We start from the raw sequence: 15,079 nt of genomic DNA on the forward strand, positions 1-15,079 counted from the left end.
CAAGAAAATAAAAATCTGTAGGACACAGCCGCCACCAGAATGACCCTCAGATGTCAGTGATGCAGGAAATATGATGGTGATGAGTGAAAGTTGGGCTAAGAAAGTAATAGACAGTAATGCCTATCCATTAGCAAGCGATTACCGCCACATCTTCCTTGCCGATAATAAGGAATGTAGTGAAATTATCTGGCCACTTGTACAGGATGGTTTACATGCTCAGAGTTCGGCAGGAACTAACTTCTATATAAAAGCATTTGTGAATGGTGCTATGGACGAGTATTATCAAACAGGTGTAGGTGCCAAAGGTTGGGGTAATGTACGTGCTAAAACAACGTTGGTTGATGCTTTCGATGAGGATGATGTTCTTTTTGATACAGAAGATACATGGGGTAATAATAAAATGGATAAGCGCGCTCAGTTTATGACTGCTTTACCTAATCAACGCAAAGAAACATGGGACGATAAAGACGCCATGACAAGTACATTTACATGTGGATACGGATATATCAAATGGCGCAATGTAACCAGACAGGATCAGATTTCAGCTTCGGGAGATACGTATTCGTCCATTGATTTCCCCATGTTCCGCACCAGCGAAGCATATCTAACAGCAGCCGAAGCTATTTTGCGTGGTGCAAGTGGAGCTAAAACAGATGCTTTGAAGTATGTGAACGAAATCCGTATGCGTGCTTATATGTCCGATGATTATGCAAAGGCAGGCATCCGTTCCGATGTATCGGGTAAGATTAGCGAAAGTGAGTTGACACTTGATTTTATCCTTGACGAACGTCAACGTGAATTTGCTTCGGAGCTGCAACGTCGTACCGATTTGGTTCGATTCGGCAAGTTAACCAAAGGCAATAACTGGGATTGGAAGAATGGTGAACGCCTGGGAGCAAATGTGGATGATAAATATAATATCTTCCCTATACCGGATAGTGAGCTTACCAATAATCCTGCATTGATCCAGAATGAAGGTTATAAATAATATTTAGACACGGATGACGCGGATTACACGGATTTAAGAACACGGATTTTTATGATCTGAATTTAATCCGTGCATTAAAATCCGTGTCATCCGTGCAATCCGTGTCTAAAATAAATAATAATATGAATAGACTAATCAAACCGATTTTAATCGCACTCCTGTTTGGGGGAGTTTTTAACCTACACGCTCAAACCACCCGGGAAGAAGTGTACGCAACCATCGAAAAAAGCGGTGGAGTGTACTACACCTATCCCGAAGTTAACGAGCAATACACACCAGCCCCCAAAGGATACGAACCTTTTTACATCAGTCATTATGGCCGTCACGGTTCCCGTTGGCTTATATCCGATAATGATTATCAAAAAGTAATGACGGTTCTGGACGAGGCTAAAGAAGCAGGTGTTCTAACTCCCAAAGGACAGGATGTGCGTAATCGTTTAGATATTGTATGGGCAGATGCCGAAGGACTTGGAGGAGAACTCACCCCTCTGGGTGTTCGTCAGCACCGGGGAATAGCCGAGCGAATGGTTCGGAACTTTCCGGAGGTTTTCAAAGGTGATCGTGAAATAAGTGCCCGTTCAACAGTAGTTGTTCGTTGTGTTCTCAGTATGGATGCATTCTGTGAGCGGCTTAAAGAACTCAATCCAAAATTGCAAACCACCCGCGAGTCTGGTCAGCGTTATATGCGTTACCTCAATTACTGGGACAAGCCCGCAAGCGCCTTCAACTCCAAAGAATCGTGGTGGTATCCTGTTTACGAACGCTTTCGCCGGGAACACATTCGTCCGGATAGGCTCATGAAAGTACTGTTTACCAATGAAGAATACGTAAAAAATAACATCGACGCCCGCGAACTGATGATGGGATTATATTGGATAGCTTCGGATATGCAGAATGTGGAGATAGATGTCGACCTGTACGACCTGTTCGAGAAAGAAGAACTATTCGATATCTGGCAGATTCATAACTTCAAGTTCTACGTATGCAACGGCACATCGGCATGGGGCAAAAATATTATTATGAATACCTTTAAGCCTTTATTAAGAAATATTCTCGATTCGGCTAGCGAGGCTATCAATAACAACTCCATTGCTGCAACCCTACGCTTCGGTCACGATGGCAATCTTGCCCCACTAACGGGAATACTCGAACTGGAAAACTGTGCCAATGTAGAAAGCGATCCTAACAAATTCTATCAGGTATGGAGTGACTTTAAAATAGCTCCTATGGCAGGTAATGTGCAAATTGTGTTCTTCCGCAAAAAAGGTTCGGATGATATAGTAGTAAAGTTCATGCACAATGAAAAGGAAGTACGTATCCCGGTTAAAAGTGATATAGAACCCTATTATCATTGGAGCGATGTAGAGAAATACTATCGTTCGAAACTTGAGTAGTAGCTAGTAGGTAGTAGGTAGTAGGTAGTAGTAGGTAGCAGGGCTGTTAAGTTCTATCAATTGCCGTCTGCTTTAGCTGACGGTTGTTAGAAAGATTTCTCTCTTGGCTTTAGCCAAAGTTGATTTAGTTTGGCTAAAGCCCAAATTGTTATACCTTTTAGACCGTCAGCTAAAGCAGACGGCAATTGATAATTACTTAATCAACTTAGAACTTAACAGCCCTGCTAGTAGTTAGTAGCTAGTTACCTCTTAAAAGCATTTTCCACAATAACTTGTGGCGAATTAAAGTTAACAATATAAGGATTGCGCGGGTTGTGAAACTAGCGCAATTTAATTTTGCACCAACACATAATTGATAATCAGCAAATTGCAGTACCACCCATTTTTTTACGCTGAGAAAAAAGTACCACCGATTGTTTTAAGCGTGAGAAAAAAGTATCATGCAGCATGAGACAAAAGTATCACTACTAAGATACTTTTGTATCACAAGCGTGGCACTTTTGTACCACAGGCATGATACAAAACGAAGATCATTTCTCCGCCACAAACTTTTCTACCTGTGCTATTTTCTCTAAAGTACGCTTAGCCTCAATGGAAGGAAATGTACGGATTACATTTTCAAAATGCTTTTTTGAAGTAGAATAATCTGTTATATAGATAAGATTTAAATTCTTTTTATAATTTTGATTCTTTATACGGGTAGAGGCAGTAGACTTATTATATTCTTCATCAATCTTCTTACGCTTTAACTCGGCAGTAAGGTAATAGTAATTTCCCATATAAATATTGGCAGGAAGATTATCGGGATCAACTTTCAATATTTTCTCATAGGTAGCCAAAGCCTCCTTTTCTTTTCCCATTAATACTTCCATTTCGGCGCATGCCACCAGAAAGTCAATGTTATCAGGATTACTTTGGTAAAGCTGTTGATACAAGGAAAAAGCCTGATCGTACTTCATGCTTTTTTTACAATTATCGGCCTGAGCAACTTTAATTGCTATACTGTCGGCCGGCAAAGAATATCCATATACCGGATAGAAAAGAAACAGAACAAAAAGTAGGGTTAAGATTCTCATACTCAAATAGGTTTAGCTAGTTGTGCAAAGTTAAGATAATTCCCTTTACCTGTAAGATTAATCATTGTATAATTTGCGTTATTTTTCTCTTATTTTTTTTAATGAAAAGATAAACCTGTATATTTGCGAAAACTAATGTGCAAATATGCCAATGTGATAATATGCCAATGTGCCAATTAGTTGCGCATTGAATAATTGATCAATTACTTTATTGCCACATTGGCATATTGGCACATTATCACATTGGCACATTATTAAACTAATAAAGATATGACCAAGTATAAAAGAATTCTACTCAAACTTAGCGGAGAAAGTTTGATGGGTGAAAAACAATATGGTATCGACGAGAAACGTTTGGCAGAATATGCCACTCAAATCAAAGAGATACATGAAATGGGTGTTGAAATTGGTATTGTTATTGGTGGTGGAAACATATTCCGTGGGTTAAGTGGTGCAAACAAAGGTTTCGACCGTGTAAAAGGAGATCAGATGGGAATGCTGGCAACAGTGATTAACAGTCTGGCCCTGAGTTCGGCACTTGGCTCGGTTGGAGTAAAATCACGTGTACTTACTGCTGTTCGGATGGAGCCTATTGGCGAATTCTACAGTAAATGGAAAGCCATCGAAATGCTTGAAAAAGGTGAAGTGGTTATTCTTTCGGCCGGAACCGGCAATCCATTCTTCACTACCGATACAGGTTCTTCACTGCGCGGAATTGAAATAGAAGCAGATGTTATGCTGAAAGGTACCCGCGTAGATGGAATCTATACTGCCGATCCGGAAAAGGACAAAACAGCAACGAAATTTAAAGAAATTACTTACGACGAAATATATAACCGTGGCCTGAAAGTGATGGACCTCACAGCCACCACCATGTGCAAAGAAAACAATTTGCCGATTGTAGTATTCGATATGGATACGGTAGGTAATCTGAAAAAAGTAATAATGGGAGAAGATATTGGAACGTTAGTGCATAATTAAAACTTAAAAACCTGAAACATATGATAGAAGTAGAAAATGTTATTAATGATGCTCGTGATGCTATGGATATGGCCATTATGCATCTTGAGGAAACATTTGCACACATTCGTGCAGGAAAAGCCAACCCTAGAATTCTGGATGGAATCCGTGTAGATTCTTATGGAAGCATGGTACCTTTGAGCAATGTTGCAGCAATCAATACTCCCGATGCCCGTAGTATTGTAATCAAACCATGGGATAAATCAATGTTCAAAGTTATTGAAAAGGCAATTATTGACTCCGATCTAGGCATTATGCCCGAGAACAACGGTGAAATTATCCGCATAGGTATACCACCACTAACCGAAGAACGTCGTAAACAGCTTTCGAAACAATGTAAGGCCGAAACAGAAACAGCTAAAATAAGTATCCGTAATGCCCGTCGCGATGGTATTGATATACTAAAGAAAGCTGTAAAAGAAGGTCTATCGGAAGATAACCAGAAAGATGCCGAAGCAAGACTACAAAAAATCCACGATAAGTTCATAAAGAAAGTGGATGATATGCTTGTTGAGAAAGAAAAAGAAATTATGACAGTATAAATTAGTTGTGAGTTGAGAATTGAGAGTTGAGAGTTACTAGGATAACTTTTAATTCTTAACTCTCAACTCTTAACTCCACTAATAAATGGATAATCAACTCTCAACTCTCAACTCACAACTCTCAACTAATCAAAGGGGTTTAGTAATAAAGAACACAGGTAGTTGGTATCAGGTAAAAACTGACAGCGGGCAGATTATCGATTCCAAGATAAAGGGTAATTTCCGTTTAAAAGGAATTAAGAGTACCAATCCGGTGGCTGTGGGCGATTATGTTCACCTTGTAGTGAATCAGGAAGGAACTGCTTTTATTACAGAAATAGAAGACCGTAAAAATTACATCGTTCGCCGTTCGTCAAACCTCTCCAAACAATCGCACATACTGGCGGCCAATCTGGATCAGTGCATGCTGGTAGTTACTATTAATTATCCCGAAACATCTACCATATTTATTGACCGCTTTCTCGCTTCGGCCGAGGCCTACCGGGTTCCGGTAAAACTCATATTCAACAAAACAGATTTATACGATGAAGACGAGATGCGATACCTCGATGCACTTATAAATCTATATACCCATATCGGCTATCCCTGTTTTAAAGTATCGGCATTGAAACAAGAAGGTATTGATGCAATCAAAGAAGACCTTAAAGGAAAGGTAACCTTGTTCTCGGGACACTCGGGTGTAGGAAAATCAACGCTAATTAACCGTATTGTTCCTGATATAAGTATTAAAACAGGAGAAATTTCTTCATATCACAAGAAAGGAATGCACACCACTACTTTCTCCGAAATGCATCCGGTAGAGGGAGATGGTTACTTGATTGATACTCCCGGAATTAAAGGATTTGGTGTATTCGATATGCAAGAAGGCGAGATAAGCCACTACTTCCCCGAAATATTTAAAGTGTCTTCTAATTGCAAATATAACAATTGCACACATCGGCATGAACCCGGATGTGCCGTACGCCAAGCTGTTGAGAACCATTACATCAGCGAATCCAGATATACTTCTTATCTTAATATAATGGAGGATAAAGAGGAAGAGAAGTATAGGGCGGCGTATTAGGATTAACTTTTGCATAAAATTGAGAATATAGATATGAACACTCGTAATTTCCCTATTGGAATACAAACATTTGAAAAGATACGTAACGGAGGATATCTTTATGTAGATAAAACAGAATTGGTACACAGACTTGTATCAACCGAAACTCCTTATTTTCTTAGTCGTCCCCGCCGATTTGGTAAGAGTTTGTTAGTGAGCACATTCAAATCTTATTTTGAAGGGCGAAAAGATTTATTCGAAGGATTGGCCATTTCCAAACTGGAAACAGAATGGAAACAGTATCCCATACTTCATCTGGATCTTAACGCTGAGAAGTATGATAGTGCAGAACGATTGACAGGAATTTTGAGTCGTCATTTAAACATTTGGGAAGATGAGTGGGGAAAGGATGAACGCGAACAAACACCAGCCGATCGCTTTTCGGGTATCATTCGGCGTGCTTACGAAAAAACAGGAACAAAGGTAGTTGCTTTGATAGATGAATATGATAAGCCTTTGTTGCAAAGTCTTTTGAATGAAGATTTACAGGAAGAATACCGCAATACACTTAAAGCCTTTTATGGCGTATTGAAAAGTGCCGACGAGTATCTGCGATTTGTTTTCTTAACAGGTGTTACAAAATTTGCTCATGTTAGTGTGTTTAGCGATTTAAACCAACTAAGTGACATTAGCATGATTCCCGAATTTGCAACAATATGTGGCATTACTCGTGATGAACTGGTAGAAGTATTCACCCCAGAACTAGAAAAACTGGGCAAAGCCAACGAACTTACTTTTGAAGAAACCGTTGAAAAGATGGCCAGAAAATACGATGGGTATCATTTTCGTGAAAACACTCCTGGCATGTTCAATCCTTTTAGTGTATTAAATGCACTGCGCTACCTAATGTTTGATAATTATTGGTTTCATACAGGCACACCAACTTTCCTTATCAATATATTAAAGGATAGTGATTATGATTTACGAAAACTAATTGATGGGGTAGAGGTAGAACAATCATCCTTCTCAGAATATCGGGCAGAAACAAAGAATCCAATTCCAATGATTTATCAGAGTGGATATTTGACAATTAAAGAATATGATCGCGAATTCAAATCATATACTTTATGTTTTCCTAATGATGAAGTGAAGTATGCGTTTATAAAGTTTTTGCAACCTGCTTATATTAACATAGAAGAAAATCAGCGTAACTTTCATATTCAACATTTTGTACGTGAATTACGTAGTGGTGATGTCCCTTCTTTCATGAACCGCCTGAAAGCTTTCTTTGCAGGTATTCCTTACGAACTTAATGATAAAACCGAACGTCATTATCAGGTAGTTTTTTATATTGTTTTCAAACTGATAGGAGAATTCGTACAGGCTGAGGTTCGCAGTGCAATAGGTAGAGCCGATGCTGTGGTCTATACACAAAATCAAATATATGTGTTCGAATTTAAACTCAATGGAACTGCCGAAGAAGCGATGCAACAGATTGACGAAAAAGGATATCTTATTCCATATACTGCCGATAACCGAAAACTGGTGAAGGTGGGGGTTGAGTTTAATAAAGAAGAAAGGAATATTGGTAGGTTTTTGGTGGAATGAAAACTTCTTCTTTGTTTATGAAAAGCTATAACCATTAACCATTTGGTCTAGTACATCTTATCGCTTAAGACATACTAGACCGAATGGAAAACTGTTATTCTTTATCCAGTTGTATAATTTCCACCGATGTGCTCCCTAACTGCGGCATCCCCATACCTAGGCTGGCCCCAATATATGTAGGATCACATATCAGATATTTCTCTCCATCAACCATAACATAGTCTCCTGTAGTTTGTGGATTGTCAAATTTCACAGCCGCAGCAAGATGAACATCCGGATAGTTAATAAGCACCACTGGCATATCAAGCAGCCTGCGTACTAATTGTGTAAAAAGTATGGCACGATCTTCGCAATCAGAATACGATGAGGCTATGGTTTCCTCGGCAAAGAACCACTTTTCGTATCCAAATTGATCATGGTCTGTTTTATAATCGAAAGATTTCTGCACAAAATGCAAAAGAAAGTTGACAGCCTCTTCTTGTGATTGGCTGCTAATAAATGGTGCAATCTGCTCTTCAATACTTTTAAGTAAGGTTTCGTCTAACGCAGCTTCTGCATACACAGAGAAATACACATCGGGATAGTCGGCATAAAAGTTAACCATGTTTTTATTATACATTATGTTATACACCTCGTCTTTACCAGGTGAAAGTGTTTTTGTTGCTGGTTCCACAGCAAGATAAGGACTGGTAGAAATGGATAAATCCATGTTTTTTATAGCACTGGCATAATCAATCTCACATGTTTCTACTCGTGATAACGATTGCCGGCTTGGATTAAGAGCCGAATATCTTATTGCTACTTCATCTCCATATACAAAATAAGGACTATTAAACACCATATTTTGAAAAGCAACTAATGGCAGTAGTTTATTGTTGCTTCTTCCTATCTTGGCACGATAACCTAGCTGATTAAGCATAAATACATTAAATACAACTTGTGCATTGTTGCTGCCTTGTGGAAAATAAACATCGAACAAGGTATTTAATAACTGGTATACTCCCCAATCATTTAAATTGAGTTCTTGTTTTATGCGCATAGTCTCCTCTTCCCATTCGTAGTGAGGCAGTTTTGAAATTGTTAACCAACAAGCAGCTACTTCTCTTTCGGTTATTCCAGAAAGTTGAAGTGTTGATTGGGGTAAATCCTTTAAAGAGATATTTGTACCAAAGAAAGTAGCTTTAATAGGATACTGCAAACTGATTTCGGGTATAGGCACCACTATAGGAAGTGGTTTTGGTTTTTCTATTGGTGCTATAGGTGGCACTGCTTTTACTGGTTTAGGAAGCGGTTGTAAAGGTTTGTACACAGGAGGTACTGAAATAGGCTTTTTGATAGGAGGTTCCGGAGTTTGAAGATCAAAACTTTTCCATTCTTTGGCTAAGTATGCGCCGAATGCCTGATTTATGGAGTCGCGGTAGGCTTTGAAATCGTTTTCTACTTGCTGTGAGTATTTATCAAATTCGGCTTGTCGTTTCTGAATATATTCTAGGAAATCCTGCTTGGATTGAGCACAAACTGTTGTGCCCATAATAAGTATGATAAGAGATAATAGGATGTGTTTCATAGTGATTGTTGTTAAATCTGCTTTGCCTGAAGATAGGGGATCAGGCAAAGTAGATGTTTAATATTTAGTATGTTCTAAAACTTACATTGTCACCATAAACAATAGTACCGGATGGGCTTTTAGCATAAGCCCGTACATAATATGTTTTGTAACTACTAAGATTGGTTATGGTAGCATAGAATGTACCTGCTGCTTTTCCCGATACCACTTTCTTTGAGTTTGAAACTGTTGGATTCATATAAGTGTTATAAACAAAGCCCCGCTCAGTGTAACCGGGATAGCCTATTGATTGTATGGTACCATTAAATATAGCACTCCAATTCAACCCAAAGTTGCTGGATGTAATGTTAGTTACCGAGTTTGTATAAACAACAGGTAATTCTACTGTAACAAATTGAACAGTATTACCATACACTACTCTTGAATCTTGTATGACATAAGCACGCACATAATAGATTTCTCCCGATCTTAATCCGGTAATATCTTTTTTGAAATTGCCAGCTACACCCATTCCTGCTACACTCACCCTGTCGTTATTAATGGTAGGAGTGGTAGTACTGCTACTGTAACAGAAACCACGCTCACTATATCCTGGGGTTCCTTTGTTGGTTACTACTCCGTTTAGCGTTGCTGTGGTGGTTCCAAGATTTGTTACATTAGAGGTTGTTACAGTTGTTGCTACCCACACGGTAGTGAAACTTATTGTGTTGCCATATATAACATTTGCTCCTTGCTTTACATATGCACGTACATAATACGTAGTTTCGAGTACCAGTCCGGTAATACTTGTAGAGTAGTTTCCTACTTCTTGACCTGTTACTGCTATTTGGATATCACTAATAGTAGGAGTACTGGTTGTACTGCTATAGCAAAATCCACGTTCGCTATATGCAGGTATACCCGCATCTATAATGGATGCATTAAGTGTAGCCGAGTTTGCACTAATGTCTGTTGCAGATGATGTTGATAGTATGGTTGGTTCAACACCTGTAGTTGAGAAACTTACTTCATTTCCATATATTACTTCTGTTCCCTGAATGGCATACGCTCTGATGTGATAAGTGGTTTCTTGTGTTAAGCCGGAAACTTTTATTGAATAGCTTTCGGAATCAGAACCTTCTACTATTTTTTTTGTGTTAGCGATAGTTGGTAAATTGTTACTTGTGTCATAACAGAATCCTCGTTCACTATAGGTTGGTATTCCTGCATCAGTTATTTTTCCATTAAATGTAGCCGCATTCATACTAATATCAGTTGCGGCAGAAGTAACAACAGTTGTAGGCTGGATTTCTGTTGTAAAGGTTACATCATTTCCATAAGAAACTCCATCTTCGTTGATGGCATACGTTCTGACATAATAAACTGTATTTGGTGTTAATTCACTGATTGCAGACGAGAACGTAGTAGCGTCTTTTTCGGCAACCAACTTCCCTGTATTTTCTTCTATTGTAGGTTGTGCTATAGTGGCATATACAAAGCCTCGTTCCGAATAAACGGGATTTCCTTCATGAGTCATCTCACCATGAAAAGTTGCGGCTTTTGAGGTTATGTCTTCAACTTCTTTTGTTACTACGACCGGTAATAGAAATATTTCACCTATAGCTTTTATGGTTAATTCGGAGCGTCCGTTAGTAGATTTTATTACAAGTTTAGTTTCATTATCGCCACCAGCCAGTTTTACCCGGTCAATAACTACAGTTATTGGTTCGGTCTTGCCGTACTTGAGAGTTCCATTGCTTGGGTTTATCTCCTTAATCCAAGGGCATTCATATTCGGCCGACCAAACCAAATCTTCGTATCCACTATTGACAATACTAAACGAGAGTGTACTTGTTTTGTCTTTATCTCCAAAATCAAGTATATCTCGGTCTACAGTTACTACAGCCGGGATACGTTCTATGATTATTTGCTTTTCAACGTCTTGCCCGGCAACAATTGTTATTTGTTCTGTTTTAGAGTTGTAGCTTTCTTTTGTAATCTCAATAGTATATGTACCGGCTTCCAATCCAATAAATTCAAAACTACCGTCTGTACCGGTGGTTTTGGCTATGGATCCTGGTTTTAGTAGTACGTTAGCTATAGGTACTAATTCTCCGGTTGATTTATCGGATACAGTTCCGTAAATGTTACCGGTTGTTACTTTTTCGGATTCAGAACAGCTACAGATGAGGAGTAGAGCTGTTATGAGGTAGAGGAGTTGTTTCATGAGTTATGCTTTTGTTAGTTATGGTAAAGTGCGGACGGCACGGACGCGATTTGTACTGCTTGGCGTACTACTATAAACGCTACCATTAGCAAAATATACGACACTATAAGCAGTATAGTAAGTAGAAGCAACAGTACTGGTCCAATAATTATCCGTGGTGAAATTTCCTACAGAAGTTTTTTGTCCATATAATGATTGCAATTCTCCTTTTGTAGGTAAGCGCCAATTATTGTAGCCGCCAACAGTTGAGTTTTCACATAGAGTGTTTGCTGTATTCCAATCAGCACCACTACTTATATCATACTTTTGTACCATAATACCATCAGTTTGCAATACTATATAATCTGCTATTGTTGTTGTAGTAAAACTTACTTCATTGCTGCTATAGGCAATTCCTGCACTATTAACTGCATAAGCTCGTACATAATACGTCTTATCAAATGTAAGTCCTGTTGCCTGAGCTGTGTATTCTTTGTCGTTTGTTACTGCCACTGTGAGTTTGGCTATTGTATTATCAATAGTTGGCATAGATGAGGTCGAATACACAAACCCCCGTTCAGTATATAATGGTATGCCTGTATAGGTTATTTTACCATTGAAAGTTACTTTGGTGGCACCAATATCAGTAACATCTAGTGTATTAAGTGTTGGTAATCGTTTTTCTACCCCCGCTGCTGTTATTGTCAGATTTTTGCTACCATTGTTGGAAGTAATATGAATAGTAGTCGTATTCACACCACCTGAAAGTTGATCTCTATCAATGGTAACAATAATAGCTTGTGTAGCCCCAGCATTAAGCATTCCGTTGGTTTTACTGATTTTCGTTATCCATTCACTATTTTTACTTATTTCCCACTCAAGTGCCTCAGTCCCATCATTAAATATACTGAATGATCTTGTTACATCATCAGTTGCAAGTCCGAATTCTAAATTACTAATATCTTGTTTGTTGTCGTTAACCACACGTAATGAAGGAGGTAGTTTTTCTATCTGCACATCCCCTTTTATTGTTTGACCAGCTATAACATGGATACTATGACCATTGAGATCTGAATATCCAGTTTTAGAAACATATAAAGCATAACTTCCTTCCTCTAGCTCCATAAACTCATATTGCCCTTCGCTGCCTGTAACTGTTTTAATTCCCAGAGGGCTAAGTTGTACTCCTGCTGAACGTATAGGTTCGCCTGTTGCCTTATCTGTTATTACACCATAAACACTACCCGGTTTTTTCTCTTCTTCTGTACAAGCTGTAAATTGGAGAATTAGAAAACAGATCAAGAGATATAATCCTATATTTCTCATAACTTAGTTCTTCGTTAATGGTATATTCGCTTCTGTTTTCTCTCCTACAACAGCCGTTACCGTTTTTCGATTGGTACTGTATCCGGTCTTTTGCACAGTTATAGTATATTGATGTGCATCTATATCATTAAACTGATATGTTCCATCGGTTCCTGTGGTTTTTGTTTTACCTCCTGGGCTTAACACAATAGTTGCATTGGCTATAGGTTCGCCTGTTTCATGATCGGTAACTACTCCATATAGCATGGAGAAAGTGTCGTGTTCTTTTTTAGAACAAGAATTGGTTAAGTTTATCAATGCTATGCAACCTAACAATAGAATAATTTTTTTCATCGTTTTAAAGTTTATAATTAGAAATTAAGTACTAGAGCAAAGCCTCCTGCATTAGGAGTAGCATACGGACTCACCTTTAAATTGGCACTTCCTAGCGCAATACCCCGTTTCTTTCCTTTGGCAACAATACCATCAATCACATTCCATATATATACAGCAGCTGCACCTGCAATAAGACCATTACGTACATTTTCCATGGTGTCGGCTTTGTCTATATAATCCAATCTATCATTGGCATCATGAGTAGAGTATATCTTAGAATCGTAAGAAGCACGCAGGCTTTCGGATACTACTATTCCACCAACGAGTAATGCTTCGCTGGCAATGAAGAATATTCCTTTACCTGTACTTCCTTTGTGAAGTTGGGCCATACCAGGTATAAACACGCGGGGGCTAAAACCATAAGTATCTGTTACCTTCACATCCGAGAGATCATTTGTTGGTTTTTTAGCTATCTGACAGAGCAAATAAACAGCATATTCGCCATTGTACTTTTCCCAGTATTCATCTTCTACTCTCGCTTTAACAATCAAATCATTCTGAGATTGTACATTGTTTAATTTATCTCCTTCAAGAACTTGTACACTCATTCCTGTTGCCAAGCTACGATCTGTTTTAAGTCTTCGTATTGCTGCATCATAGGCTATTGTATGTGTTTCACCAACACCATAAACTACTACAAAATAAGAGTTGCTATTGTTTTTGGGATAATCGCCCCCTATCCAGGCTGGCTTAATATCCGAAGATTTTTCTTTTTTATCTTGTGCGCTCAAATAGTGAGCAAAACACAATGTCAATAAAATGAATAGTACTCGATACATAGTTTTATTGTTTATTTTCTTTAAATTTCATAAATGTCTTATCCATTGATTTGCGATATTGATCTTCTTCAAAGCCTATACCCATTTCCTCGTCTCGCGATATCTGATCAACAATTTTATCAGCTATTTCTTTTTTGCTGATTTTGATACCTACATAACATGCTACATATCCTTTATCATCAACAGCCGAAAATTCGGTGCATTTGGATTGTGTGTCATTTACTATTGCATCAATCACTTGATCTCCTGCTCGTTCAATGTTGGTTCTTGCATTAGAACCTTGATTGTTACCTATATATTTTGCGTAATCACTAACCATGCCTTTATAAGCATGTTTCATTTTTTGACGACACAAATTTTGTGCATTTGTTAATGCCATTTCCTGAAGTACATCCATTCTTTCATAAGACCCTCTGGCAATACCTGTTGCACCAAACCATTCATCGTCATCGTACATTGGGCAAGGCACTGTGAATGTTTCTCCAAATGGGCTTTTAGATGTTTTGGCTACAGGAGCTACAGGGGCGGGAGTAGAAGTTGCAACTCTTTGAGAGCCGCATGCAGATAATCCAATACAGAATAATAGAACTAAAATCTTACTTAAATTTTTCATACTCTTTCTTTTTAAAACCATTTCTGGTATTTGTTAATATATACTTATTTCAATTTTAAAACCATAAATCACCCCTGTTCGCACCAAAACCATTTCGGTTTTAACTGCAAACCACTTTGTTTTAGTCGAATAAAAAACAATTATATTGGCTCTAGAAATTACACTGGCCCATTATCAGATTATCAATATTTAACCAATTTCAACACAAACACAAAGATATGAGCCATTGTTCTAAAATGTTTAACAATGTTGTATCCAAATAAAACACACAACTGTTCCGTTATTGGATACAGACTGCTTTTCTGCAAGCAAATATAGAGTGCTTTTTCAAGAAGAAAGCCATCCAAGTTGTCCAAGTTGATTGTTTCTGCGTTTCAATTTCTAAATTGAAACATGGATAACTTGGATATTTTTTTGTTTACTCCGGTTTTTTATATTTGTGTACAGAAACACAAAGACTTGTATCCAATTAGGATACTGTATCCACTTCGGAAACAAGCATTTTGTCGGTTCATTATGTTAAATTATACTTTTGCCGTTGTTTCAATAAAAAATACTATGATA

Annotated in this window: 12 protein-coding genes and 1 pseudogene; 6 read left to right on the forward strand and 7 right to left on the reverse strand. The window is 38.1% G+C overall.

All coding sequences use genetic code 11. The features are described 5' to 3' along the window. Window positions 1-88 precede the first annotated feature (88 nt). Window positions 89-988: pseudogene (locus tag D0T85_RS14035) on the forward strand (RagB/SusD family nutrient uptake outer membrane protein); the annotation flags it as partial. A gap of 122 nt (window positions 989-1,110) precedes the next feature. Next, the gene (locus D0T85_RS14040) at window positions 1,111-2,382 is read left to right on the forward strand and encodes a histidine-type phosphatase (RefSeq protein WP_163214156.1); all 1,272 of its coding nucleotides are present in this window, start codon (window positions 1,111-1,113) and stop codon (window positions 2,380-2,382) included. 530 nt (window positions 2,383-2,912) lie between these two features. On the opposite strand, the gene D0T85_RS14045 is transcribed toward D0T85_RS14040, so the two are convergent. Further along, complete coding sequence (locus tag D0T85_RS14045; protein ID WP_163214157.1) at window positions 2,913-3,458, reverse strand: tetratricopeptide repeat protein; 546 nt, start codon at window positions 3,456-3,458, stop codon at window positions 2,913-2,915. Between the two features lie 270 nt (window positions 3,459-3,728). On the opposite strand from D0T85_RS14045, the gene pyrH reads away from it, so the two are divergent. The 4 genes from pyrH to D0T85_RS14065 all read left to right on the forward strand — a co-directional run bounded on the left by pyrH (window position 3,729) and on the right by D0T85_RS14065 (window position 7,670). Then, the gene (gene pyrH, locus D0T85_RS14050) at window positions 3,729-4,439 is read left to right on the forward strand and encodes a UMP kinase (RefSeq protein ID WP_163214158.1); all 711 of its coding nucleotides are present in this window, start codon (window positions 3,729-3,731) and stop codon (window positions 4,437-4,439) included. A 20-nt stretch (window positions 4,440-4,459) separates the two neighbouring features. Next, window positions 4,460-5,020, forward strand: coding sequence for a ribosome recycling factor (frr, locus tag D0T85_RS14055; protein WP_163214159.1), 561 nt, complete (start codon window positions 4,460-4,462; stop codon window positions 5,018-5,020). Between the two features lie 85 nt (window positions 5,021-5,105). Beyond that, complete coding sequence (gene rsgA / locus D0T85_RS14060; RefSeq protein ID WP_163214160.1) at window positions 5,106-6,083, forward strand: ribosome small subunit-dependent GTPase A; 978 nt, start codon at window positions 5,106-5,108, stop codon at window positions 6,081-6,083. A gap of 33 nt (window positions 6,084-6,116) precedes the next feature. Then, window positions 6,117-7,670 carry an ATP-binding protein gene (locus tag D0T85_RS14065; protein ID WP_163214161.1) on the forward strand — a complete coding sequence of 518 codons (1,554 nt, stop codon included), beginning with the start codon at window positions 6,117-6,119 and terminating at the stop codon, window positions 7,668-7,670. Between the two features lie 94 nt (window positions 7,671-7,764). Here the strand turns inward: D0T85_RS14065 and D0T85_RS14070 are convergent, their stop codons facing one another. The 6 genes from D0T85_RS14070 to D0T85_RS14095 form a co-directional block, all read right to left on the reverse strand. Beyond that, window positions 7,765-9,237, reverse strand: coding sequence for a hypothetical protein (locus D0T85_RS14070; protein ID WP_163214162.1), 1,473 nt, complete (start codon window positions 9,235-9,237; stop codon window positions 7,765-7,767). Between the two features lie 64 nt (window positions 9,238-9,301). Further along, window positions 9,302-11,443, reverse strand: a complete 2,142-nt coding sequence (locus D0T85_RS14075) for a carboxypeptidase regulatory-like domain-containing protein (RefSeq protein WP_163214163.1) — start codon at window positions 11,441-11,443, stop codon at window positions 9,302-9,304. Window positions 11,444-11,461: 18 nt separating this feature from the next. After that, the gene (locus tag D0T85_RS14080) at window positions 11,462-12,748 is read right to left on the reverse strand and encodes a DUF1566 domain-containing protein (protein WP_163214164.1); all 1,287 of its coding nucleotides are present in this window, start codon (window positions 12,746-12,748) and stop codon (window positions 11,462-11,464) included. A 3-nt stretch (window positions 12,749-12,751) separates the two neighbouring features. Beyond that, the gene (locus D0T85_RS14085; RefSeq protein ID WP_163214165.1) at window positions 12,752-13,081 is read right to left on the reverse strand and encodes a carboxypeptidase-like regulatory domain-containing protein; all 330 of its coding nucleotides are present in this window, start codon (window positions 13,079-13,081) and stop codon (window positions 12,752-12,754) included. 17 nt (window positions 13,082-13,098) lie between these two features. Then, window positions 13,099-13,902, reverse strand: a complete 804-nt coding sequence (locus D0T85_RS14090) for a hypothetical protein (RefSeq protein WP_163214166.1) — start codon at window positions 13,900-13,902, stop codon at window positions 13,099-13,101. A gap of 4 nt (window positions 13,903-13,906) precedes the next feature. After that, window positions 13,907-14,515: a hypothetical protein gene (locus D0T85_RS14095; RefSeq protein WP_163214167.1), complete on the reverse strand. Its 609-nt coding sequence runs from the start codon at window positions 14,513-14,515 to the stop codon at window positions 13,907-13,909. Window positions 14,516-15,079: the final 564 nt, after the last annotated feature.

It is taken from the genome of Bacteroides sp. 519, assembly GCF_010500955.1.
Lineage (GTDB): Bacteria > Bacteroidota > Bacteroidia > Bacteroidales > Bacteroidaceae > Bacteroides.